The sequence below is a fragment of the Peptoniphilus harei genome, from assembly GCF_900454685.1.
Lineage (GTDB): Bacteria > Bacillota > Clostridia > Tissierellales > Peptoniphilaceae > Peptoniphilus_A > Peptoniphilus_A harei.
On the sequence record NZ_UATM01000032.1, the window covers coordinates 749,024 to 773,350 of the forward strand.

A 24,327-nucleotide genomic window follows, 5' to 3' on the forward strand; every position below is an offset into this window, starting at 1 on the left:
ACGCACCCACTCTCTCATTCATAATCATCTAATATTCAAAGAATAAAGTGATGGTTTATGAAAGAAAGAGAATCAATCAAAAATAATACAGTTGAAAAAGCAAATTATAATGAAAAGTACAAGAAAATTATTAATTTTATAATAAATTGCAGAATTTTTATATTTTTAACAAAGATATTAACAGCAATCAATGAACTTAACACTGGAGTTCCTTGCAAATTAGCTCATGACAAAGTGAAGGATTTAAAATATTACGACACGGATGAAATTTTAGAATATGTAACTGTAAATTACACGGATAGTAAAAATTTTAAAAACATTAATAAAGAAAAACTAGTAGAAGACTTAATATCATTCAAAACATATAAGGTTGACATTGAAGTAAGTTCGCAGAGTGTAGATCGCATTACTGGTTTTCTGTCAATTCTAGCAACAAGTGTTTCTATAATATTAGCCTATCTTCTTGCTGCACTTGAACATTCAACAGGGCAAGATTCGGGTTTTATAGTCAGAAATATAATTTTTCTTATTTTAATAATTATATTAATAGTTTTATTTTACTCTCCTGTAGTTGTAAGTATTTTTTTGAGAAACTCGAAACATAATAAGTTAAAGGTTATAAATCATGCTATTTATATTCTTGAAGCTATTAAGGAAGACATAGTTGAAGTTCCTGAAACTAGAAACTTCGATGTTAATGTTGACTATTTAATTGACAAAAAATCTGAAACTAGAGATTATGCTATTAAAGTTACAGAAATTTTAGATAATAAAAGTAAATGATTTATTGACTTAAATCAGTTTAGAACCTTTTAATTTAATAAGACAATTATAGTTTGTATATGATTAAGTGAATGATTTTGAACTCGTATTTAATTAGAGATTGAATTACAAAAAAGAGTGCAGTTTTTAATTGAGATACAGTTTAGAAACCGGGAGGTTAAAATGAAAATTAAAAGTGATATAAGAAAAGGTCTTAAAATTAATAAAGATGAATATTTATATGATTATATGAATGAAAAGAAATACTCTTTAAGTAAACAGGATTATAATGGAGATGAGCCAAAACCGGTGGATGAAACAATTGACCTTGAATATCTTGTCGAACAAGTTCAATGTGCTTACTTAGATAAAGCAGAGTATGAAATGGCGGGTTTGATAAACGATTTAAATCAATACAAAACAATAAAATATGATTTAGAACAAAAAATAAAGAAGAATAATTTATCAAATGATGATGAAATAAATAACAGACTTAGAACCATTGTTATTTTGATTCAAATACTTGAGTCTCTTAAAGAAGAGGCTTATATGCAAGCTATTGCAAAAACTATAAAAGATGAGATAGTTAAGCACATAGAAATTGAAGATTTAAAAAGATAAAAAGTCATCAGATAATATAGTAAAGTAAGACTGATTTTTATAATCAAATTAAAGGTAATAATTTGCGGAAGCAAATTTTTATAAAAAATTAATAACAAAGGAGTTATATTATGAACAAAAAGAAAATTTTATCACTAATCATGGCATTAGTGATGCTAGTGGGAGTATTTTCTCCACTAACAGCACTAGCAGCTGGCGGAACGACAAATCTTAAAATTCACAAAGTTGAACTTGACGATTTTGATGGCGTTACAGAAAAAGATCACAAGGGACAAGAATTGACTTTAGAACAACTTGGTGGAGAAGACTATTTCAATGGTAAAAACCCTAAATGGTTACAAGGTGTTAAATTCACTTATTGGAAAGTTACTACAGAACAATTAGCAGAAATTGAAAAGACTAATCCAAAAACTGTTGATCAAATGCAAGCTTTAATTGACGCAGAAGATAGTAAACTTTCTGGATTAGAAGGAACTGAAACTGCAGCTACAGATGAAAATGGTCTAGTTACTCTTTCTAATTTAGCAGATGGAACATATTATTTTGTAGAATCTGAAACACCAGAAAATCACACTGGTGCTATGGCTGTACCATTTAAGATAACACTACCTATTTATGATGATAATGGTGCAAAAATGGATGATGTTAATATTTATCCAAAGAATACAACTGATGAAAAAGATACAACTAAGGAACTAGACAAAGAAGCAAATGAAAATGAAACTCATAATGTTACAATTACTCAAAATGGAAAAGATGAGGTTTACACATTAGATAAAGGTGCAAAGGTACCTTATATTGTTAAGACTCCAATTCCTGCTGGTTCAAAAGAAATCATGCTAGCATGGTCAGATAGAATGAGTGAAGGACTAACTTATAATGAAGATGTTGTTTTAAGTGCAACTTATGGAGATAAAAATACAGACTTAGGACTAACAACTGATGATTATAAAGTTGAAAACTCTGATAATGGTTTTGTATTAAAACTTACTGATTCAGGTATTAAAAAAGTATTAGAAAAAACACTTAACAAAGGCGATGGCGTAAAGCTTATTGATGGAAAAACTGTATATAATAAAGTAGCTGACGAAGCAGCACAAAAAGTTGAATTTACTCTAAAATATTCAGCAACTCTTAATGGTTTAACTGGACCAGTAGACCCAGAAACCAACACTGTTTCTTTCCACTATGGAAATAAACCAGGATACACTCCACAACCAGGAGATAAAAACCCAATTCCAGAAAAAGATAAAACTGAAATCAAAGTAGACAAATCATTTGTTGGTGGAGATGGTACTGGTACAGAAACATGGCCAGAAAATATGACTATCACTCTTAAACTTGAAAAATGGGATCCTGAAACAAATAAATGGGAAGAAGTAGCAGGTAAAGCATTAACATTAGATTCAACTAACACTTCTGGAAAATTTGAAGGTCTAGATAAAAATGAAAAATATAGAGTTGTGGAACAAGAAGTAAAAGGTTGGGTACCTAACTATTCACATGATGAAAATGGTGATTTAGTAATCAAGAATAAGAAAAACCCTAACCCTAATCCAATTACTCCACCAGAAGTAACAGTAACATCTGGAGGATACAGATTTGTTAAGACTGATGACAACAATACAGATATTAATCGTCTAGTTGGTGGTAAATTCTTAATTGCTAATAATGATGGTAAATATCTATACTACAAGACAGCTGAACAAGCAGATGCTGATCAAACTGCTCTAAAGACTGCAGAAGAAGCTTTACAAACACTTGTAGATGAATATAATGCTTTAAGTGCTGAAGAACAAAAAGGTCAAACTGGAACAGATAAGAAAGCAGCAATTGATAAAAAAGCAACAGAAATCGCAGGATTAAAGAAAAAAGCTTCTATTCAATATGAATGGAAAGATGGATTTGGAACAAAAGATAAGCTTAATGATAATCTAGTTGTATTAACTCCAAACAGTGAAGGTTACATGGAAATAACTGGACTAGATTTTGGAGATTATAACTTACACGAAATTGTAGCACCAGAAGGATATGCAATTCCTGCTGATGGACAAAAATTCCCATTCACTGTTAATAAAGATTCTTACAATAATTTAACTTTAACAGGGGAAAATTCTACAATTGATTCAACAACAACTGATACAACTCAAGCTCAAAGATTAGTCAACAAGAAAGTAACTATCCCACAAACTGGTGGTATGGGTACTGTATTATTCACAATCGTTGGTATTTCTCTAATGGCTGGCGCTGTTGTTGCTATGAAGAGAAATAGAGAAGAAGCTTAATTTAATTAAGTAAGATATTTTGAGATACTTTTCTCAAAGAGGTTTAATTATTTAAATCTAATGGGAGGGGGGAACCCCTTCCTCTACATATTATGATAGAGGGGTAGAGATGAAGAAGAGAATTAAAGATTTAATAATTTTATACATGATGGTAACTATGGTCTTCCTACCTCTTAATGTTTTAGGAGCATCATCTGTTACCATCGATATTAAGACAAGGGAAAGTTTAAGCAAAGAGGACCTGGAAGGCAGGACTCTTGGTATTTGGAAAATCAATGACAAGTTTATTGATACTAATATGGATAAGACCAATCTTGTGACTATACTTGATAAGCTTAGTGAAGAAGAACTGGACAGACAACTTGCTAATAAGGCAGACAAGTGGATTGTAAGTCCTAAGGAAAAGGATGATTATAAGGTTACTCTTGATCTTGAGCCTGGAACTTATTATATCAGGGAGCTGGGGGACAAGGACCGCATTATTGAGTCTGCAGTTTTTAGTCCGGAAGAGACTAATATTGCCAAGTTAAAGTGGGGGCTAAAGGTTAGACCTACACCTCCACCACCACCTCCAGAAGAGCCACCTCATGAGCCACCGACTCCACCTAATTCTGTTCGTCTCTTTAAGTACAGTGACGAGGGAAGGGGTCTTGTTGGTGCCAAGTTCCAACTTCTTGATGAGGATGGTAATGTGGTGAAGACAAGGGCCTACACTATGGACCCTAAGGGGACTGAGGAGGTCTTTGAGACTGACAAGGATGGTTTTATTGTTATAAGGGATCTTGAGCCTGGGGTTTACTTCTTCAAGGAAATTGAGGCGCCTTTTGGTTATGAGATTGTGGATGAGATGAGTCAGTTCACTATCTTCGAAGGGCAAGCTGCCAAGCTAAGTGTCCTTAACAAGAAGAAACTTGGGTCTTATAATTTCTATAAGACTAATGAAAAGAGAGATGTGGGCCTTGGTGGTGCTGAGTTTGTCATCACACAAAAGGTCAAGGGTAAGGACCAAAGGGTTCAAAGGGATGGCAAGGATCTTGTTTTGAAGTCTGGAGATGACGGCAAGTTCTTTGTAAGAGACTTACCTTATGGTACTTATGAAATTTGGGAGACTAAGGCTCCTGATGGTTATACTCTTTTACAGGGTTCTTTAAAATTTGAGATTAATGACAATTCTTTTGAAAAAGTCCTAATTATAGAGAATACTACTAAGCCACCTATTCCAAAGACTGGGGATATTACCCTAATTGTGCTTGTGATTGCAGGTGCAATTATGATAGGATTGGGTAGGTTTATGATCAAGGACAAGAATTAAGAGGGGCTCCTTGGGAGCCTCTTTTTTATGGGTGAAAAGATGAGTAAAAAAAGGAAAAAATCTAATAAGTTATTTATTTTTATTTTTGTTTTGGGTCTGGGGATTCTTTCTTATCCCCTGATTTCTAATTGGTATTACAGGATTGAGGCCAACAACCAGGTTGCCGACTACAAGGAAGCCAGGGACCTCTTAAGTGATGAGGAAATCCAAAGAAGACTTAGGCTGGCTCAGATTTATAATGATAATCTGGGGAATGTGACTCCCAAGGACCCTTACAGTGAAGAGGAAAAGCACAAGGCCATAGAGAATTATGCTCAGATGTTAGAGCTTAGGACCAAGATTGGTACTGTCGAGGTGCCGTCTATTGATGTGGACCTGCCTATTTATGCTGGGACTAATGAGGAGATTTTGCAAAAGGGGGCTGGCCACTTGGAGGGAACTTCTCTTCCTATTGGTGGGGAGTCTTCTCACACTGTTATAACGGCTCACTCTGGTCTGCCTTCTGCTAGGCTCTTTACGGACCTGGAAAAGGTGGAGATGGGAGACAAGTTTTACATCAACTACATTGGTGGTGTTTTGGCCTATCAAGTGGACCACATTGATGTCATTGATCCTTCTGACTTTTCACAACTTCTCGTGGTGCCAGGCAAGGACTATGCAACGCTTCTTACTTGTACGCCAATTATGATCAACACTCACAGGCTTATTGTCCGTGGTCACAGGGTTCCTTATGTGCCTGAAGAGGACGACAAGGTGAGGGAAGATGTTGGCAAGAACTTAGATATTGATAAAAGACTTATCATTCTCTTAATTTTTGCTATAATAATCTTATTGAGGTTTATTCTTGATAGGAGAAGGAAGAAGAAGGCTGCCAAGAGGGAAGCTGATAGGCTAAGAAATATTGAGATGGCAAGGATGAAGGGCCAAGAGAATTCTAATGGGAATTCTAATGGGAATTCTAATGGGAATTCTAATGGGAATTCTAATGGGAATTCAAATGTGAATTCAAATGTGAATTCTAGTGATAATGCTAATGGTAATTTAAGTGATAAGAAGGGTGGCGGAGACCATGAAGGAAAAATTTAAAAGGAATTGGAAGATTATCCTCCTATTTATCACTGGTTTTTTGATTGCTTCTTATCCCATTATCTCCAACTGGTATTATACTGTGGAGAACAACAACCAAATTGTGGACTTCAAGGAAGCTGTTGATGAGATGAGTCAGGAAGAGATTGACGAGAGGATTGACCTGGCTCGTGCCTATAATGAAACCTTGGACCCATCTAAGCTGGCTGACCCCTACACTGACAGGGAGAAGAAGGGTGTGGAAAATTATGCCCGTATGCTAGAGGCCAGGGAGAAGATTGGTTATCTTGACGTGCCTAAGATCAACCAACAAATTCCAGTTTATGCTGGTACTTCTGAGGATGTCCTCCAAAAGGCCTGTGGTCACTTGGAGGGGACTTCTCTTCCTATTGGGGGCAAGTCTACCCACTCTGTTATCACTGCCCACAGGGGTCTTCCGCAAGTCAAGCTCTTTAGGGATCTTGACAAGATGGAAGTGGGAGATGTTTTCTACTACACTAACGTAAAGGAAACTCTCGCCTATCAGGTGGACCAAATTCTCGTTATTGAGCCGTGGAATTTTGATCCTGTCCTAGTTGTTGAGGGAAAGGATTATATGACTCTACTTACTTGTACGCCTTACATGATTAATTCTCACAGGCTCTTAGTTCGTGGTCACAGGATTCCTTATGTGCCAGAGGAAAAGGAAGAGGCTGAAGATAAGGCTAAGTTTAACTACAAGGACTTAATTGTGCCTGGTTTTGTTATTCTTCTTCTTATTATCATTATCTTTATTTATATTAGAAGACGCAGGAGGAGACGTTATGAAGGCTAAGTCAAGGGTCATAATTGGATATATCTTTATCTTGTTGGGGATATTTTTGCCCCTACTTGCCTTTACTTCCATGTCTTATAGGGAGCTAATGGCAGACAAGAATTATGCTTCCTTTAAGGCCAAGGATAGTCAAGTGACTGATGATTTGATTGATTACAACAAGGAGGTTGTCAAGGGGGAGAGCAATATTATTGACCCCTTTGACAATGAGGAATATGAGGGTGCTCACGATATCAAGGGAATTGACAAGGACGAGGTCTTTGCTTATCTCATTATCCCCAAGCTTGACATGAAGAAGCCGATTTATCTCGATGCCACTTATGACCATCTTGACTGGGGTGTGGCCCAAGTTGAGGGGACAAGTCTTCCCCTTGGTGGGATGTCAACTAGGTCTGTCATAGCCGGCCACAGAGGCTGGTGGGGTGACCTCATGTTTTACAATGTTGACAAGCTAGAGGTTGGAGATGAGATTTTAATTGACGGTCGCACAGGTCTGCTTGAATACAGGGTCACTGGGACTGATATAATTTCTCCTAGTGACTGGGAGTCTATCCTTCCAGTGGCAGGTAAGGACATGGTGACGCTTTTAACATGTCATCCAAAGAGGCCGCCAAGACCTAAGAGGCTACTTATTAATGCCGAGAGGGTTGAGGAGAAGAAGACTGAGGTCAAACCTGTGGTGGAAGATAAGACAGAAGTAAACTATTTAAAATATGGAATTTATGGAATTACTCTTGCTGGATGGATTGCCATGGTCCTAGTTTTTATTAGGATGGTGGGATATATTAGGTCTTCTAGGAGAAGGGCTAGGAGAAGATAGGAGTAGTTTGATGGGAAGAGCCTGGCAACAGCCAGGCTCTTTTTAATGATAAGAAAAACAGAGACGAGTCTCTGTTTTTCTGGTTTTCACAGCAAATGCGAGCTTTAGCGATGCATGAGCTGATGAAAAATCTTATCCAGCGAAGGAAGACGATGCGACCGAATAGGGAGCATTGTCGAGTGAGTCGGATATCTTGAAATAAATTAAATACAAAAACAAAAAGTAGTCTAAAACCATAAGGCTACTTTTTCTGGTTTTCATAGCAAATGCTAGCTTTAGCGACGCATGAGCTGATGAAAAATCTTATCCAGATATAATATAGGAACACAGATTTTTGACAAGCAAAAAGCTCTTGCCCGAATATCTCATTCCAAAAATTGATGTTTTCTAAATCTCGACCTTCTAAAATCGCAAACTCGCTATCGCTCAAACAATGCGATTTTGGGTGAAGGTCTTCGATTTGAAAACAAGGCAATTTTTTACATAGGATATTCTTGGCAAAGAGCTTTTTAATAAAAATTATCTTGATTTTAATTTCATGTGATATAAAATGCTTGTAAAGAGATGGGGGATGGTTCTGTGGCTGAATTAGTTATTGATATTGATGATGAAATTTTAGAAGAAGTTAATGAGGTGTGTCAGGACAAGGGTAACAGTATTGATGATTTAATAAATATTTTCCTTAAAGAAATTGTCCGTGATGGGAAGTTACCTGATGAGATCTTAGAAAATCTTTTTTATAGTGACAAGAATATTGAGTATCTTGAAAGAAAGTACAGGGAATACAAGGAAGGCAAGTTAAAATTTATAAATCATAAATAAAATTTCGTGAAAGCAAAAAGCTATGGGGTTATCCTCATAGCTTTTCTTAGTATGTTTTTGTTTTTACTTTTGTTTTTGCTTAGTTAATTTTTTAGATATGGAAGATTATTTTATTGTTCTTTAGAACTCTTTGGCCTTATAAAAATTCCGGTAATAATATTAAAAGATTAATAATTTTAAAAAAAATTATATTGGCTTGTTTAAGCCTTTTACCAAGATAAAAAGTGAGTAAAATTTTTAATTTTTTGATTATAAAATTATGTTGTAAATTATTGGTTTTTTTTATATAAATTCAAAAAACAATGTGTTAAAATCTAAAGGTCGCAAATAATGATAAGCGTTATTATTTATAAATATTTGGAGGTAATATGAATAAAAATTTAAAAAGATATTCATCCTTAGGTTTATCTTTAATTTTTGTAATGAGTTCTTTTAATGGAGTTTTTGCTGAAGGAAATAATATTAATAAGCCTTTAAGCGAGACTGAAAGAATTGTAAGAAGTCAAAAGGAAATGAATCTTAAGAAGAGTAAAATTCTTGAAGATTTTGAAAAAGAGGAAGCTGGCGTAAAGGTTAAGAGGGAAAAGGTAGTTTACTTTGTAGAATTTGATGATAAGGCCAACAAGGATCAAGTCATACATAGCTTAAAAGAAATTAAGGATGTAAAAATTCTTTATGAGTACGATATTTTGTTCCAGGCTGTTTCTGTTGAGGCTTATCCTGAAGAGCTTGATAAACTAAAAAGCATCAAGGGTGTAAAGGACGTTGAAAGGGCTGGCAAGTTAGTTCCTCTTATGGAAAATGCAAGAAAACTTGTTGGTGTCGACAGGGCAAGTGACTACCTAAAAAGTTTAAATGCAATTAATGCAAATCTTGGCAAGAACTATGATGGTAGAGGGATGATTATTGCCAACATTGATACGGGTATGGATGCAAGTCATAAGGCTATGCGTATTGATGATGATGCTAAAAATTCTCTAAAGTTAAAAAAGAATGATCTAAAAGGTTCTGATAAGGAGTTTTGGCTTTCTGATAAGGTGCCACATTCTTTTAATTACTTAAATGGTGGCAAGATAACAACAGAGAAGTATGATGATGGTTCAGATTATCATGACCCACATGGCATGCACATTGCTGGAATTTTGGCTGCTAATGATACTGATGAAGATATTAAGGCCCATAAGGGAATTAGGGGTATTGCTCCTAATGCTCAACTTTTTTCTTACAAGATGTATTCAGATGCAAGCGATGGATTTGCTGGTGATGAGACTATGTTTCACGCCTTTGAAGACTGTATAAAACATGATGTTGATGTTATTTCTGTTTCTTCTGGCTTCACAGGAACTGGTTTGGCTGGAGAAAAGTACTGGAAAGCTATTAGGTCTCTTAGGAAGGCAGGAATTCCTATTTGTGTAGCCACAGGTAATTATGCAACTTCATCTTCTAGCTCGTCATGGGACAGGTATGCGAATAATTCTCTTAAGATGACTGATACTGGTAATGTCACTAGGACAGCGGCTCATGAAGATGCTATTGCTGTTGCTTCTTCTAGAAACACAAAAATCGAATATGAAGGTGTAAATATTGGAGGCAAGGATTTTAGGTATTCACAAATTGGTGCCTTCTTCGATAAGGGAAATTTTAAACAAGATAAGTACAAGTTCATATATTTGGGACAATGCCAGGATGAGGATATTGCTGGTAAGGATTTAAAAGATAAGATTGTTGTAATGGATAGGATCTATACCAAGGATTTAAAATACTCTTTTAAGAAGGTATTTGATAAGGGAGCAAGGGGTGTAGTTGTAGTCAATACTGTGTCCTATTACAACAGAGATGATTGGGAAAATATTCCTGCCATGGGATATGAAGAAGATGAAAATACAAGAGTTCCTGTTTTTTCTGTATCAGGTATGGATGGTAAGTTAATCTGGGATATGATTTGCGGCAGGAAGCCTGATGAAAAAGAGGATTTCAAGTCAAAGAATTCTGACTATAGAATTGATATGGAGAAGTATAATTCTAAAAAGCCTAAGCTTGGAGAGGAAAAAGAGCTTAGTATAAAATTCTTGGATCATAAGATTGCATGGGAAGACACTAATGTGCCTGCTGGTTCAACTTCTTGGGGTCCTAGAATAGACTTGATGTTAAAGCCAGATGTATCTGCTCCAGGTAAGAATATTTACTCAACTTTAAACAAGATAGATGGGGTGGACAATTATCAATATATGTCAGGAACATCTATGGCAGCGCCTGTTGTTTCTGCTTCTACTGTATTAATTAGACCAAGGGTAAAGGAACTTGTCAAGGAACCTGTTATTAAGGCAAGGGGAATTGATATAACTTCTCTTACTAAAATAATGCTTCAGAATACTTCAAGACCAATGATTGATCCAACAACAGATGATGGCAAGGGCAATTATCTATTTGCATCTCCAAGACAACAAGGATCTGGTCTTATTAATGTTGAGAGAGCATTGAAAAATAATTTAATTGTGTCATATAAGGTGGAAGATTCAGTGGGAGAAATGAACTCCTATGGAGCAGTTTCTCTTAAAGAAATAAAGTCTGACAAAAAAGATTTTACTATAAATATAGACAATCCTTCTGACAGGGATATTACTGTTAAAGTTTCTTCTTCGAAGGTGACTACTGATGGAGAAGTTAATAAGAAAAAATTAGATGAGCAATATAAGGATGAAGCTAGTAAGGATGGTATCCAAAATATTGCAGAGATTCATCCTAAAGAGGTCAAGGGAGCAAGTATAAGTTTTGCACAAGACGAAATTACAATCCCTGCAAGGGGTTCATTTAACTTAGGTGCTACTCTTAATGTTGGAGAAGCAAGGGACAAGGATATGTTCGTAGAGGCCTTTATTAATTTTGAATCTAAGGAAGAGAAGGAGAATGTAAAAGATCCACAACCTTCACTTTCAATGCCTGTGATGGGTTTTGCTGGAAATTGGAATAAGGAGCCTATTATAGATAAGTGGGCCTGGGAAGATGGTTCTAGGTCTAAGGGGATTGTAGGTTATGATGATGAGGGCAATCCAAAAATTCCTGGCACTCTAAACAAAGGTCGTGGTGGTGAACATGGTATAGATTTGTTTAAACCAGCTGGTGTAATTCAAAATAGGGAAACTGAAAATAAGACTCTAGACCAAGACCCTGAATTGTTTGCTTTTAATAACTCACAAGACTTCAATATGAATTCTAGTGGGGAAAGTAAAATTATTTCTGGAAATGAAATTGACAGGGGGCTTACTCCTAGTCCTTTGATACTAAGATCAGCTTCTGATTGCAAAATTTCCATTGTAAATACTATGGATGAAAAAGATCAAAAAGACCTCAAGGTAATTACAGTGGATCATTTTATAAAGGGAATTTTAAATTCTAAGAGAAGTGATGCTAAGGGAATTAAGTCATCAAAATTAAAAGTCTATGGAGATTTGAGATGGGACGGATTGATTTATAATCCTCACGCAGAAGATAAGAATGATCCAAATTATGTGGAAGGAAAATTTGATCCTATAGCAGAAGGACAATATTATTATAAATTTCAATATAGACTTTCTCCAAATTATCCTTATCAAGTTTCTTATATTCCTGTAAAAATTGATAGGACTCCACCTCAAATCATCAGCTTAAATGCAGATAATCCTGATGAGATTATCTTAAAAGTTAAGGATACTTACAATGTTCAAAACGATCACAGTAAGACTTTATTCCAAAGGGATCAAGAAAAGAATCCTGATGATTTTACAGTAACTAATAACAAGGTTTGGTTTGCTGGTGCTGCCTTTGTAAATGATTATGGCGAAATCGAGGAGAATTTAAAGGTAGTAAACACTGGAAAAGTTGACAAGTATGGAAGTTTTGAAATTGATAGCGAAGGAAACTCTGTCTACAAAATTCTTGGAGCAAATAAAAATCTTCTTGGCAAAACCTTAGAGGTGGCTGCGCTTGATGGAGCGTCTAACTTCACTAATCTTTACAGGGTTAAGTTTGACGATAAAGTTATTGATGGAAAACTTGCTTATTATTTGGAAGGAAATGAAAATACTAAGCTTGGAGAAATTGATGCATCTAAACTTAAAAATGTAGAAATTAAAGATGACAAAGAAGACAAGAATGAGAAGGATCTAGAAAAAAATAATAGAGAAAATATTAGTGAAAAGCCTGAAGTAGGACTTGATGATAATTCTTATGTAAAAGCTCTTTCTGAAGAGGACACAAGGAGAATTATAAAGCCAAAAGAAATAGAGATTACTAATCCATTTACTGGAGATACAAGTATAGATTATGATTATGGAGATATAAGTTCAGTAGATGAATATGGTATTCCTTCTAAATATTCTAATGGCGACCCAATGGAGTTTAAGGATAAGGATCTTGCAGCATTAAAGACTATGGGCTATGTTGGGAAAATTGTCCCTGACGAAAGGGGAGGCTTTGACTTAAGTGGATATGTAAAAAATGTATCTCCTGATGCAAAAATCTATTTTAGATCTACAAGAATGGCAAAAACCAACAAGAGAGAAGAACTAAAGAGGGTTCCTGGTTCTTATGATGAAAAAACTCACTCTTTCAAGTTTAATCTATGGGGAAATAAGGATGATGTAGATAATACTAAGGGAATTGACTACAAGGAGACATTGAATTATATGTAGTAGATGGAAATGAGAGAAGCGAGAGTATTTTCCTCAGGATGCCAAAGGAAATAAATGATAGCGTAGAGAAAAAGCAAAAACCAAAACTTTTAACTTCACAAAAAAGCATTATTGAACTTGGAAAAGCTGAACTAGGTGGCGAACTTAAAGAGAAAAGGGATGAAAATGGAAAAGTTTATTATCTGGTAAAAGATGAACTTAGGATAAGTAAGGGTTATGGAGTTAGAGTTATCTCCAGAAATCCAGGTAAGACAGGTCTAGATGCTAACTATAGAGAAGATTTCATAAATAATGATGAGGATCTGAAAGTTTTTGACGCAAATATTAGAGGTCTTGATGGCTTTAATGTAATTAGATATGAAATTTACAAGTTAGATGGAAGCGAAGAGCTTAAAGAAGAAAACTTAGTTGAAGAAATGGGCAAGTGTCTTTACATCGATAGGGATGGAGTTCAATTAGACATGGACCAAGATACATTTAATCCTTACAGTGATGGAGGAAAAGGAGAACTTTATGTTAGGAAGAGTCCACATACCCTAAGAGGAAGGATTGGAGATAAGGGTGGCTTCAACTGGCACCTTAGAATAAATGAATCAATGGTAGACCAATATTTAATTTATGGTGATTTGAAATCTGACAACTCAAAGGATTTTGAAGTTACATTTGATGTAAGGGACAATGATGTAATGGATTGGTCTGCTAAGGACTACAAATTAAATGGCCCTGAAGGTGGAATTTTATCACAATATAGGATTTATTTAGACAATGTCAAACCAGAAATAAAATTATCTATGGATGATAATTCAGATAACCCGATTACTTTAAACTATGGAGATAAAAAAGTTTATTTAAAGGTTACAGACAAGAGAGATAAAGACAAACCTGGCCGTATAGAAAGCAGTAAAATTTACGCAAATGGAATAGACTTTGACCAAAGTAAAGATCTTAAAGATTATGCTAAAGATGGAAAAGTTGAAATAAAAGTAGTAGCTTCAGACTATGCAAGAAACACAAGTGTCAAAATTTACTCTATTGACCTTAATTCAGATACAATTACTGAAGTAGAAAACAAAGATATAAGGATAAAGGTTAATGGGGAAGAAGTACATGTAAAAGAAGGCGAAGATTTTGTACTTCCAGAATTTAATGGACAAGAAGAAAAAGGTAAAAAATTTATAGGATGGAATGTAAGAGGTATAAATCAAAAACCAGGACACATCTTTATAGGTCAAGAGGATATTGAAATCACTCCAAATTTTGAAGAAGTTAGTCAAATTAGACACAGGGTTGAATTTGAATCAAATGGTGGAAGTGGAAGGATACCAGATATTAATGTTGGAGATAAGGAAGAAATAAGGCTTCCAGAAAATACCTTCACTGCACCAAATGGAAAGGTTTTTGATGGTTGGATTGTTTCTGGAAATAGAGACAAGAAGAAGCCAGGAGATAAAATTATAATTGCTTCAGATATAACTATTACAGCTTCCTGGAAAGATATGGACAAGGATGAATCAGAGGAAGATAAGAATAGGCCGTCTGATGAAAATAGACCATCAGATAAGAATAAGCCATCTGATAATTCTATTGAAAGGGAAGATAATAGGGATAAGGGTATTCCTAGAAGGAGAAGTCATGAAAAGACTAGTAAGGTTGTGACAAGCTCTAATGGCAAAAGCACAAGTATCTTCTCATCTAATAAATCAAATCCAACTTCTATTGAAAATCACTGGGCAAAGAAGGCTATTATCTCTGCAGTAGATAAAAATTATTTTAAAGATATTGCTGACTTAGACAATTTTATGCCAGATAAGAGTCTAACAAGGGCTGAATTTGTAACTATACTTGGTAGGCTTGCAAATGTAGATGCAAGTAAGTATAAGGACAAGGTCTTTGATGATATCGATGCAAACAAGTATTATTCACCATATATTGATTGGGCTTATAAAAATAAAATAGCAAGTGGATTTGGCGACGGTAGATTTATGCCAGACAAGGAACTTTCTAGAGAAGAAATGTGTGCCTTTTTATCAAGATTCAACAAGGTCCATAAGATAAATAACAAAGAAGAGAATATTAATATTAGCTTTAAAGATGAAAAAAATATTTCAGATTGGGCTAAGGAATCTGTAAGAGAAATGGTTAGACTAGGTCTAATCAAGGGAATGGATGATGGGAACTTCATGCCAAAAGAAAAATTAACAAGGGCACAAATTGCACAAGTGGTATTTGAAATTAAGTAATAGGTCCCTAATAACAAAACTATGAGGCTCGAGAAATCGAGTCTCTTATTTATTTCTCAGGTGAAAAATAAGTTTGAAAAAAGATATAATTATTTCGGAAAGATAAGATTTAAAATAGGATATTATTGGCAAAGAGGTAGTAGATTATAAAAAAGGGATGCTTTTTTTTTCTGGAATAAGAATTTTTGGCAAGTCTCTTGAAGATCTTATAAAATTTTCTTGCAGAAATTTGATCGAGTTATAATAGAGGAACACAGATTTTTGACAAGCAAAAATCTGCGGGCAGACTTATCTAAATTTCTTGCAGAAATTTGATCAAGTCTCAGCCAAGAAAAAAAAGCTATGGGGTTATCCTCATAGCTTTTTCTAGTATGTTTTCGTTTTTGGTTAGTTAATTTTATAGAGTGATTGTTTTTTGCTTGTTATTATTTTTCTTAAAGTCTTGTCTTATTATTAAGACTTAAAATAATTTCTAAAATAAATTTTTAATTTGATTTCTTCTAAATAAATATTTTTAAGCGATGTTTTTTCTAAATAAATTTGTTTTAATTAATCTAAATTTTCTTCTTACTAATTTCTAAATAAATAATTGATAATTTCTTCCCATTAGTCTTATGCCTTGTGAGACATTTTTTTAAAGACTTGGGCGTATTTATGGAAGAGTTTTTCCAGGTCATCTACTTCATACTTCTGGCTGTAGGATGACTCCATTATTTCTTCTAATCTGTCGTGGATCTTGTGATGAATTTTGGAGTCGGTGACAAGGGATGTTGAAGTGAGCCTTCCATCATCGTCTATCTTCTTGAAGAACATGTTGTTTTCGTTTATGAAGAAGTTAAATTTGTCTAGGCCCATGGCTTGGAGGGTCCTGTTGTCCTTGATGATGTAGAAGTTTATGTTTTTGTTTTTCTTCATAACTGAGATTATGTTATTCAAGTGGGCTTCGATTTCCTCGATGGAGAGCCTTGCCCTTATGGAGCAGTAGTAGATTTCTCCTGTCTCGAAGTATTTCAAGAGTCCGGTCCTTGTGGTCAAGAAGTTGATCTCTGCATCGGCGAAGAGTTCTTCCCAAAGGAGCTTGATGTTCTCGGCTTCTGCCTTCTTGAAGTCTTTCTCGTCATCAATTTTTTGGATTATCCTGTCGATGATTGGATTGGGTAATAAGAATTCAAAGCCGTAGTTAGATAGGAAGAGGAAGTCGCTATCTGAGTAGAAGTACTTCCTGTAGCTGGACTTTGCTAGTTCTTCTGGCTGAGAAAATATTATTATCTTGTTGAGGTCTTTGAAAAGGCCCATTATAAAAGATGTGATTTCAAAGAGGGTGTCTAGTTCTTCTCCATGGGTAAGAAAGGAGAAGGTTGTTTCTTCTCTAAGAATGAAGTAGGCAGTATCTCTTACTAGGATAAAGTTGTAGTCAAGGCCTGGGTCCTCATAAAGCTCTATGTTGATCCTAGAGTTGTCTGTGATATTTTTTAGGATATCAAAGTCTTCTAGGTCTTCTTTTTTGCAAAGGAGGTGGAGGTTGAATTCCACGTCCTTATCCATGTTTTTGCCAACTTGCAAGAGGATTTGGGCGAAGTGACTATTTATGTCAAAAGTTGCCCAGATGTCAACTTTTTTCTTTTTCCCAAGTGTTTTCTCCAAAATTTCTTTTAGTTCCTTGTCTATTGATGAGTTTTTGAAGATGAGATTTGTATTTGAGACCTTGTCCATGGGAAGGTCCTGGTTGGAGTTCATGTAGGCTTCGTTTAGGAGCTTGTAGATCAAGACTTCTAGGGCCTTTTTTGACTCTTTAGTCAAGATTTCCTTATTATTCAAGTTGAATGCAAGGAAAAAGTCATCTATTTTGTCTTCTTCTACTATGGCTTTGGCAAATAGGGTGGACAGCTTCCTATTTATTGTGTAGATGTTCTTTGATGATGGCAGCTTTCTTCCACTGTTCCACTTGCTTATGTAGGATATGTCATAACCTAGGGTAAAGGCAATGGTGGAAAGTTTTGTATTTGTCAGGTCCACTAATGTCTTAAAGGCCTGTCTATATTGCCACATAAAATCCCTCCAATCTCTTATAAATACAAGATAATTATATTATTTGCTTGAATAAAAGTCAAATATTGTCGAAAAAATTCAAGAGATTTCAAGCGGGAAAACAATTTTTTTCAAGTTGTCCATTATATAATAAAGACAATAATATTTTTAATGAATTATTGGAGGGAAAAAATGGTAAATTATAATACTGTTACAGAAAACGTAATAGAAGAAATTAAAAATGCTGTATCAGGCAAGACTTACGTTGGTGAAGAGATCAACATCGACTTCTTCCACGATGAAATGCCTATTTACGGTGAAGGACAACCTGAACTTGTTGTTGACGCAACTAATGCTGAAGAAATCGCTAAGGTTGTAAAGATTTGTAATGAAAATAAGATTCCTGTAGTGCCAAGAGGTGCTGGTACTGGTCTTACTGGTGCTGGTGTTTCTAGACACGGTGGAGTTATGATTAACATGCAATCAATGAACAAGATTCTTGATTATGATGAAGAAAACATGGTTGTTAGGGTTGAACCTGGTGTTCTTTTAAACGACCTTGCTGAAGACTGCCTATCTAAGGGTTACATGTATCCACCTGATCCAGGTGAAAAGTTTGCTACTTTAGGAGGAAATGTAGCAACTAACGCTGGTGGTATGAGGGCTGTTAAGTATGGTACTACTAGAAACTATGTACGTTCTATGGAAGTTGTTACTCCAACTGGTGAAATCACTACTTTTGGTGCAACTGTTTCTAAGACTTCTACTGGTTTCTCTCTTAAGGACCTTATGATTGGTTCTGAAGGTACTCTTGGTATTATCACTGAGCTTACTCTTAAGATCATCCCAGCTCCTAAGGAAACTATGTCTTTAATCGTTCCTTACGAAGATCTTGACACTTGTATTTCTACTGTTCCACAATTATTTAAGGCTAACTTAAATCCTCAAGCTATTGAGTTCATGGAAAAAGAAATTGTTGACATGTCAGAAATCTATATTGGAAAGTCAACTTTCCCTAAGGAATTAGAAGGAATTGAAATTGGTGCTTACCTTCTTATCACTTTTGATGATGAAGATGAAGATGCACTTAACGATATTGTTGAACAAGCTGCTGAAGTTCTTATGGAAGCTGGAGCAATTGACATTTTAGTTGCTGATACTCCAAACAAGATGAAGGAAGCTTGGGCTGCTAGATCTTCTTTCCTAGAAGCTATTGAATCTCAAACTAAGCTTCTTGACGAATGTGACGTTGTTGTTCCTATCAACATGATTGCTAAGTATGTTCACTATGTAAACGAAAGAGCAAAGGACTTCCCATTTGAAGTTAAGTCTTTTGGTCATGCTGGTGACGGTAACTTACACATTTACACTTGCTCAAATGACATGGAAAAAGATGAATTTATTAAGCAAGTTGATGTATTCATGAATGACATTTACAAGAAGGCTTATGAGTTTGGTGGACAAATTTCTGGTGAACACGGTATTGGATACGGTAAGAAGGCTTTCTTACACGAATTCGAAGGCGAAGTTAACACTGAGCTTATGAGAGGAATCAAGAAAGTATTTGATCCAAACTTAATTCTTAACCCAGATAAAGTTGTTTAATAGAAGGAGATTTTAATTAATGCCATATTTAATTTCAGAAGAAGCACAGGACTTACTTTTAGATATTAGAAATTTTTGTGAAAAAGAAGTTGTAGAAGTTTGTAAGGAAGCAGATAGGACTGGCGAATTCCCAGAAGAACTTTATGAAAAGGCAAAGGAACAAGGTTACTTTGCCCTTGAAGTTCCTGAAGAACTAGGTGGACCTGGTCTTTCTAGGGTTGATATAGCTGCCCTATTTGAAGAAATGGCTAAGGCTGACGCTGGTTTTGCTACTACTATTTCTGCATCTGGTCTTGGTATGAAACCAGTTCTTATTGCTGGAAACCAAGAACAAAAGGAATATATTGCTGATGTAACTTTCGAAGGTGGACTTGGAGCTTTCTGTCTAACTGAGCCAGGTGCTGGTTCTGACGCTAGTGCAGGAACTACTACAGCTGTAAAAGACGGTGACGAATACGTATTAAACGGAAGAAAATGCTTCATCACTAACGGTGCTGTTGCATCTTACTACTGTATTACTGCAGCTACAGACAAGTCTCAAGGTGTTAGAGGCCTATCAATGTTCCTAGTACCAGCTGGAACTCCTGGTCTAAGTGCTGGTAAGGAAGAAGACAAGATGGGAATCAGAACTTCAAACACAACTGATGTCGTTCTTGAAGACTGTAGAATTCCTGCTAAGAACCTTATTGGCCAAGAAGGACAAGGATTCTCTATAGCAATGAAGACTCTTGACCAAGCAAGGGCTTGGATGGGTTGTATCGCTGTTGGTATTGCTCAAAGAGGTATTGACGAAGCTAAAAAATATACAACTGAAAGAATCCAATTCGGTAAACAAATTAACAAGAACCAAGCTATCCAATTTAAATTAGCAGATATGGACATTCAAACAGAAGTTGCAAGACAAATGGTTGCTAACGCTCTTACTAGAATGGACATGGGACTAACTTATAATAGAGAATCTGCAATTGCTAAATGCTATGCTTCTGATATAGCTATGAGAGTTGCTGAAGATGCTATCCAATTATTTGGTGGATATGGATACTCAAGAGAATATCCTGTTGAAAAGCTTCTAAGAGATGCTAAGATCTTCCAAATTTTTGAAGGTACTAACGAAATTTTAAGAATTGTAGTTTCTAATAATTTATTGAGAGGTTAAGGATTATATAATGAATATTCTAGTATTTATAAAAGAAGTGCCTGATGATTCAGTAGCAGTTTCTGTCCAAGAGGACAGAGCTGCTATCTCTGATATCACGCCTGTTGTTAATGCTTTCGACACTTACTCCCTAGAAATGGCTGTAAGATTAAAGGAAGCTCAAGAAGACGAAGAAAGTCAAGTAGTTGTAGTTTCTATAGGAAATGAAGGAGTTAAGAACTCTCTTAAAAACTGTCTAGCAGTTGGTGCTGACAAAGCTTACTTAGTTAAGAATGATGATTATAGAAAGCTTGATGCTAAGGCTATAACTGAAATTCTAATGGGAGCAAAGGAAAAATTAGAAGCAGAACTTGGTGCTTTTGATGTAATTTGCTTCGGTAAAGAAACTACAGATGCAGAAGCTTCACAAGTTGGAGTTTACTATGCAAATAAAAACGGTCTTGGTGTTGTTACATCTGTTATTGCAATGGAAAAAGACGGTGACAAGCTTGTAACTAAGCAAGAAATAGACGGTGGATATAGACAAGTTGAAACTTCTCTTCCATCTGTTGTAACAATTGCTAAACCAGATTATGAGCCAAGATACCCTACTATAAAATCTAAGATGGCTGCAAGAAGACAAAAGATTGATGACTTCGAAGTAGAAGCAACTTCTAGCCCAATTCTTGAAGAAATTAAGGACTTCGAACCTAAGAAGAGGGAAGCTGGAGTTAAGATCCAAGAAGAAGAAGTTGAAGATACTGTAGCTAAGGCTATTAGCCTAATGGTAGAACAAAAGGTTTTATAATAGGAGGAAAAGATGAAAAATATATTAACTTATATAGAAATTAAAGACGCTGCTCCTATTAAACTTTCTTTAGAGTCTCTTTCTAAGGCAAGTGAAATCGCAAAAGAAAAGGGTGGCAAGTCAGTTGCTCTTATTAATTTTGAACTTGCTGATGATGAATTAGCTAAGCTAAAGGCTGCTGGAGCAGAAGAAATTGTACTTGTAAAAAGAGAAGCTTATAACCTAGAAGACTTCGCAAATATTATTGTTGAAGTTTCTAAAAAATATGACTGTGAAGACATATTTATCCCAGGAACTCTTGACGGTAAGGACCTAGCTCCTTATGCTGCTGCAAGTCTTGACACAGTTTCTATTACTAACGTAATGGACATTAAGTTCGAAGGTGACGACATAATCTATGTAACTCCTTCTTATGGTGCAACTGTTTTAACTGAATCAAAAATCGAAAAGGCTCCAAGAATTGCTGTTGTAAGGGCAGAATCCTTTGACAAGAGAGACGACCTTAACGGTGCAGGCAATCTTGTAGAAGAAAATATTGATGAAGTTAAGGACCTAAAGGCAGTTATCAAGGATATTGTTACTGCAAATGAAGGACTAATTAACCTTGAAGATGCTCCAATTATTGTTACTTGTGGTAGGGGTGCATCATCTGATGAAATCTTCCCACTTGTAAAGGAACTTGCTGACGTATTTGGTGCTCCAATTTCAGGAACAAGACCAGTTATTGACGATGGTGTACTTCCAAAGGCTTCACAAATTGGTCAATCAGGTAAGATTGTTGCTCCAGCCCTATACATCGGTTGTGGTGTAAGTGGTGCTGTTCAACACGTTTCTGGTATTGAAAACTCAAACTTTATCGTAGCTATCAATAAGGACGAAGACGCTCCTATTTTTGATATGGCTGATATTGGAATTGTTGGAGATTGTAAACAAGTTCTTCCACTATTTATTGAAGAAATTAAGAAAATAAAAGCTAACGCTTAATAGGTGACCTATGAATTATTTAAAGGAATTTGTCATACTTTGTGTATGTTTAATGCTTGGGGTAGCGACAAGACACTTGATAAACTTCCCAATACCTGAAGCGGTATATGGGATGATCTATCTATTTATTGCTTTTGCAGTAGGAATTATTAAGCCAGATGATGTTAAAAAGACTTCAAATGGTATCCTACAAAACCTAGCTATTCTTTTTGTGCCAGCTGGTGTTGGTATTATCAATAGCTATGATGAGATAAAGGGCCAAGCAGGCCTACTAGTTGGACTAGTTATTATTGGTACTGCTATCACTATGGGCCTAACTGGCAAGATTATAGAACTTTTACAAAGGAGGAAAGATGTTTAGTAATAAATATTTTGGTATCATCCTTACCTTTGCGACTTTTGAAATTGGTAAGATGATCAACAAGAAACTAAAGACTCCTTTGGCCAATCCTCTTTTAATATCCATTGCCCTATGTATATTATTTTTAAAGGTAACTGGTATTCCCTATGAAGATTACAAGCAAGGCGGGGACTTTATTATGTTCTTTATCGCTCCTGCTACAGTTGCCATGGTAGTTGATTTGTACGAAAACCTTCCAGAACTTAAGAAGAACTTAATCCCTATTCTTTCTGGAACAATTTTAGGTTCTGCTATTGCTATATTTTTTGTAATTTTCGCTTCAAGCTTCTTGGGCATTGACGAAAATCTTGTGGTATCCTCAACTCCACAATCAATCACAACAGCAATTGCAATTTCTCTTTCTGAAGAGTATGGTGGAGCTTCTGCTATAACTGCTGTTCTTGTAGTTATAAGAGGGGTTACTGGCGCAGTAATCGCTCCACTTATTATGAAACTCTTTAGGATCAAGGACCCAACTGCACAAGGAGTTGCCATTGGTACTTCTTCTCACGCTGTTGGTACTTCTGAAGCGAGAAAGCTTGGAGAAATCCAAGGAGCTATGAGTGGACTTTCTATTGCAGTGGCAGGTCTTGTGACTGTAATCCTAATGCCTGTTGCAATGAGAGTTATAGAGATGTTATTTTGATTAAGATAAATATAAGTAAAGAATATGTATATAAAGGCCTATTGTCTCCCTCAATAGGTATAATCATTAAAAAAGCTTGGTGAGTGTAAAATTTCACCAAGCTTTTTTAATTTATATTATTTCAAAATATCCGACTCACTAGACAATGATCTCTATTCGGTCACATGGCTGAGACTTGATCAAATTTCTCCAAGAAATTTTGATAAGTTTGCCCGCAGATTTTTGCTTGTCGAAAATCTGTGTTCCTTTATTCTCACCAAAAAACCGAGACTCGTCTCGGTTTTTTTTATCATTATCTTCTATTTTTTATTGCTTCTATTAATCCAGGAACTACATTAAATAAGTCGTCAACAATTCCGTAGTGGGCTGTCTTAAAGATGGCAGCGTCTGGGTCGTTGTTGATGGCAATTATAGTTGTTGAGTCTTCCATACCCTTAGTGTGTTGGATTGCTCCTGAAAGTCCAAGGGCAATGTAGAGGTCTGGTCTTACTTGAACACCAGTTACACCAACTTGAAGGTCCTTGTCACACCAGCCAAGGTCAGTTACAGCCTTAGTTGCTCCAACTGCACCGCCAAGTGCTTCTGCAAGTTCTTCTACTAGGTGCCAGTTTTCTGGTCCGCCAAGTCCTCTACCACCTGATACAACAACTTTTGCATTCATTAGCTTGTCAAGAAGTGGATTGATTTCTTCTTTTTCGAAGTCAATGAATTTTGTCTTAATATCGTCTTCTGTAATATTTGCATCTTCTTTTATTACTTCTGCTTCTTTTGATTCGTTGAAAGGAGCTTCAACAAAGCCACCTCTACCAATTGTAGCCATCATGGTTTCGGATGTGATTCTTACGTCGCAGAATAGTTTTCCGTCAAAAGAAGGTCTTATCCACTTGATGTCTTCCTTGTCTTCAGTTATTTCAACGCTGGAACAGTCGGCAACAAGTCCAACTCCTCTTTTTGCTGAAACCCTACCTGCAAGGTCACGTCCATCATGGGATGCTGGAAGCATAACAATTGCTGGATCGTATTTTTCCATTAGACCATCTAATACTTTGGCATAGGCCATTGTGTTGTAATTTTCTAGAAGTTCATCAGAAACTTGGATTACCTTGTCGGCTCCAAGGTTGCCTGATAATTTTGCCTTGTCATCATTATTGTGACCAATTTCTACTGCCACAAGTTCTCTATCTAATTCATCAGAAAGTTCTCTCGCTATAGACATTATTTCTTTAGTTATAAGTGAAAGTGAGCCTTCTGAAGATTCGTTTACTACCCAAATATTTCCTTTTTTCATT

General features: G+C 35.6%; 18 protein-coding genes. 16 read left to right on the forward strand and 2 right to left on the reverse strand.

Going from position 1 to position 24,327, the window contains the following annotated elements:
• Positions 1-57: 57 nt before the first annotated feature.
• From DRZ96_RS04935 to DRZ96_RS11705, 10 genes are all read left to right on the forward strand, one after another.
• Positions 58-783 carry a hypothetical protein gene (locus DRZ96_RS04935; protein ID WP_112889807.1) on the forward strand — a complete coding sequence of 242 codons (726 nt, stop codon included), beginning with the start codon at positions 58-60 and terminating at the stop codon, positions 781-783.
• Positions 784-945: 162 nt separating this feature from the next.
• On the forward strand, positions 946-1,383 hold the full coding sequence (locus DRZ96_RS04940) for a hypothetical protein (protein WP_112889808.1): 438 nt from the start codon (positions 946-948) through the stop codon (positions 1,381-1,383).
• 110 nt (positions 1,384-1,493) lie between these two features.
• Entirely contained in the window at positions 1,494-3,668 is a 2,175-nt protein-coding gene (locus tag DRZ96_RS04945) for a SpaH/EbpB family LPXTG-anchored major pilin (RefSeq protein ID WP_112889809.1), read from the forward strand.
• A gap of 109 nt (positions 3,669-3,777) precedes the next feature.
• A complete protein-coding gene (locus DRZ96_RS04950; RefSeq protein WP_112889810.1) occupies positions 3,778-4,980 on the forward strand; it encodes an MSCRAMM family protein in 1,203 nt (400 codons plus the stop codon).
• Between the two features lie 39 nt (positions 4,981-5,019).
• A complete protein-coding gene (locus tag DRZ96_RS04955) occupies positions 5,020-6,066 on the forward strand; it encodes a class C sortase (RefSeq protein ID WP_112890572.1) in 1,047 nt (348 codons plus the stop codon).
• Positions 6,050-6,880 (forward strand): class C sortase, encoded by an 831-nt coding sequence (locus DRZ96_RS04960; protein WP_112889811.1) that lies wholly within the window; start codon positions 6,050-6,052, stop codon positions 6,878-6,880. Before DRZ96_RS04955 ends, DRZ96_RS04960 begins: the two co-directional genes overlap by 17 nt.
• Positions 6,870-7,700 (forward strand): class C sortase, encoded by an 831-nt coding sequence (locus tag DRZ96_RS04965; protein ID WP_112889812.1) that lies wholly within the window; start codon positions 6,870-6,872, stop codon positions 7,698-7,700. Before DRZ96_RS04960 ends, DRZ96_RS04965 begins: the two co-directional genes overlap by 11 nt.
• A 579-nt stretch (positions 7,701-8,279) precedes the next feature.
• Positions 8,280-8,522, forward strand: a complete 243-nt coding sequence (locus DRZ96_RS04970; RefSeq protein WP_172605465.1) for a type II toxin-antitoxin system RelB/DinJ family antitoxin — start codon at positions 8,280-8,282, stop codon at positions 8,520-8,522.
• Between the two features lie 368 nt (positions 8,523-8,890).
• Entirely contained in the window at positions 8,891-13,192 is a 4,302-nt protein-coding gene (locus DRZ96_RS04975) for a S8 family serine peptidase (protein ID WP_256584812.1), read from the forward strand.
• 38 nt (positions 13,193-13,230) lie between these two features.
• A complete protein-coding gene (locus tag DRZ96_RS11705) occupies positions 13,231-15,432 on the forward strand; it encodes an S-layer homology domain-containing protein (protein WP_256584813.1) in 2,202 nt (733 codons plus the stop codon).
• A gap of 612 nt (positions 15,433-16,044) precedes the next feature.
• Here DRZ96_RS11705 and DRZ96_RS04980 read toward each other — a convergent pair.
• Positions 16,045-17,481 (reverse strand): hypothetical protein, encoded by a 1,437-nt coding sequence (locus tag DRZ96_RS04980; RefSeq protein WP_112889814.1) that lies wholly within the window; start codon positions 17,479-17,481, stop codon positions 16,045-16,047.
• 171 nt (positions 17,482-17,652) lie between these two features.
• On the opposite strand from DRZ96_RS04980, the gene DRZ96_RS04985 reads away from it, so the two are divergent.
• The 6 genes from DRZ96_RS04985 to DRZ96_RS05010 are packed head-to-tail and all read left to right on the forward strand — an operon-like array spanning position 17,653 to position 23,038.
• Positions 17,653-19,065, forward strand: a complete 1,413-nt coding sequence (locus DRZ96_RS04985) for an FAD-binding oxidoreductase (RefSeq protein WP_112889815.1) — start codon at positions 17,653-17,655, stop codon at positions 19,063-19,065.
• Positions 19,066-19,084: 19 nt separating this feature from the next.
• Positions 19,085-20,221: an acyl-CoA dehydrogenase family protein gene (locus DRZ96_RS04990; RefSeq protein ID WP_112889816.1), complete on the forward strand. Its 1,137-nt coding sequence runs from the start codon at positions 19,085-19,087 to the stop codon at positions 20,219-20,221.
• 10 nt (positions 20,222-20,231) lie between these two features.
• Positions 20,232-21,008 (forward strand): electron transfer flavoprotein subunit beta/FixA family protein, encoded by a 777-nt coding sequence (locus DRZ96_RS04995; RefSeq protein WP_112889817.1) that lies wholly within the window; start codon positions 20,232-20,234, stop codon positions 21,006-21,008.
• Between the two features lie 12 nt (positions 21,009-21,020).
• A complete protein-coding gene (locus DRZ96_RS05000) occupies positions 21,021-21,992 on the forward strand; it encodes an electron transfer flavoprotein subunit alpha/FixB family protein (protein ID WP_112889818.1) in 972 nt (323 codons plus the stop codon).
• Positions 21,993-22,002: 10 nt separating this feature from the next.
• Complete coding sequence (locus DRZ96_RS05005) at positions 22,003-22,353, forward strand: CidA/LrgA family protein (protein ID WP_112889819.1); 351 nt, start codon at positions 22,003-22,005, stop codon at positions 22,351-22,353.
• Positions 22,346-23,038, forward strand: coding sequence for an LrgB family protein (locus tag DRZ96_RS05010; protein WP_112889820.1), 693 nt, complete (start codon positions 22,346-22,348; stop codon positions 23,036-23,038). The genes DRZ96_RS05005 and DRZ96_RS05010 overlap by 8 nt, the downstream gene beginning before the upstream one ends.
• A gap of 292 nt (positions 23,039-23,330) precedes the next feature.
• Here DRZ96_RS05010 and DRZ96_RS05015 read toward each other — a convergent pair whose 3' ends face one another.
• Positions 23,331-24,326: an electron transfer flavoprotein subunit alpha/FixB family protein gene (locus tag DRZ96_RS05015; RefSeq protein ID WP_112889821.1), complete on the reverse strand. Its 996-nt coding sequence runs from the start codon at positions 24,324-24,326 to the stop codon at positions 23,331-23,333.
• Position 24,327: the final 1 nt, after the last annotated feature.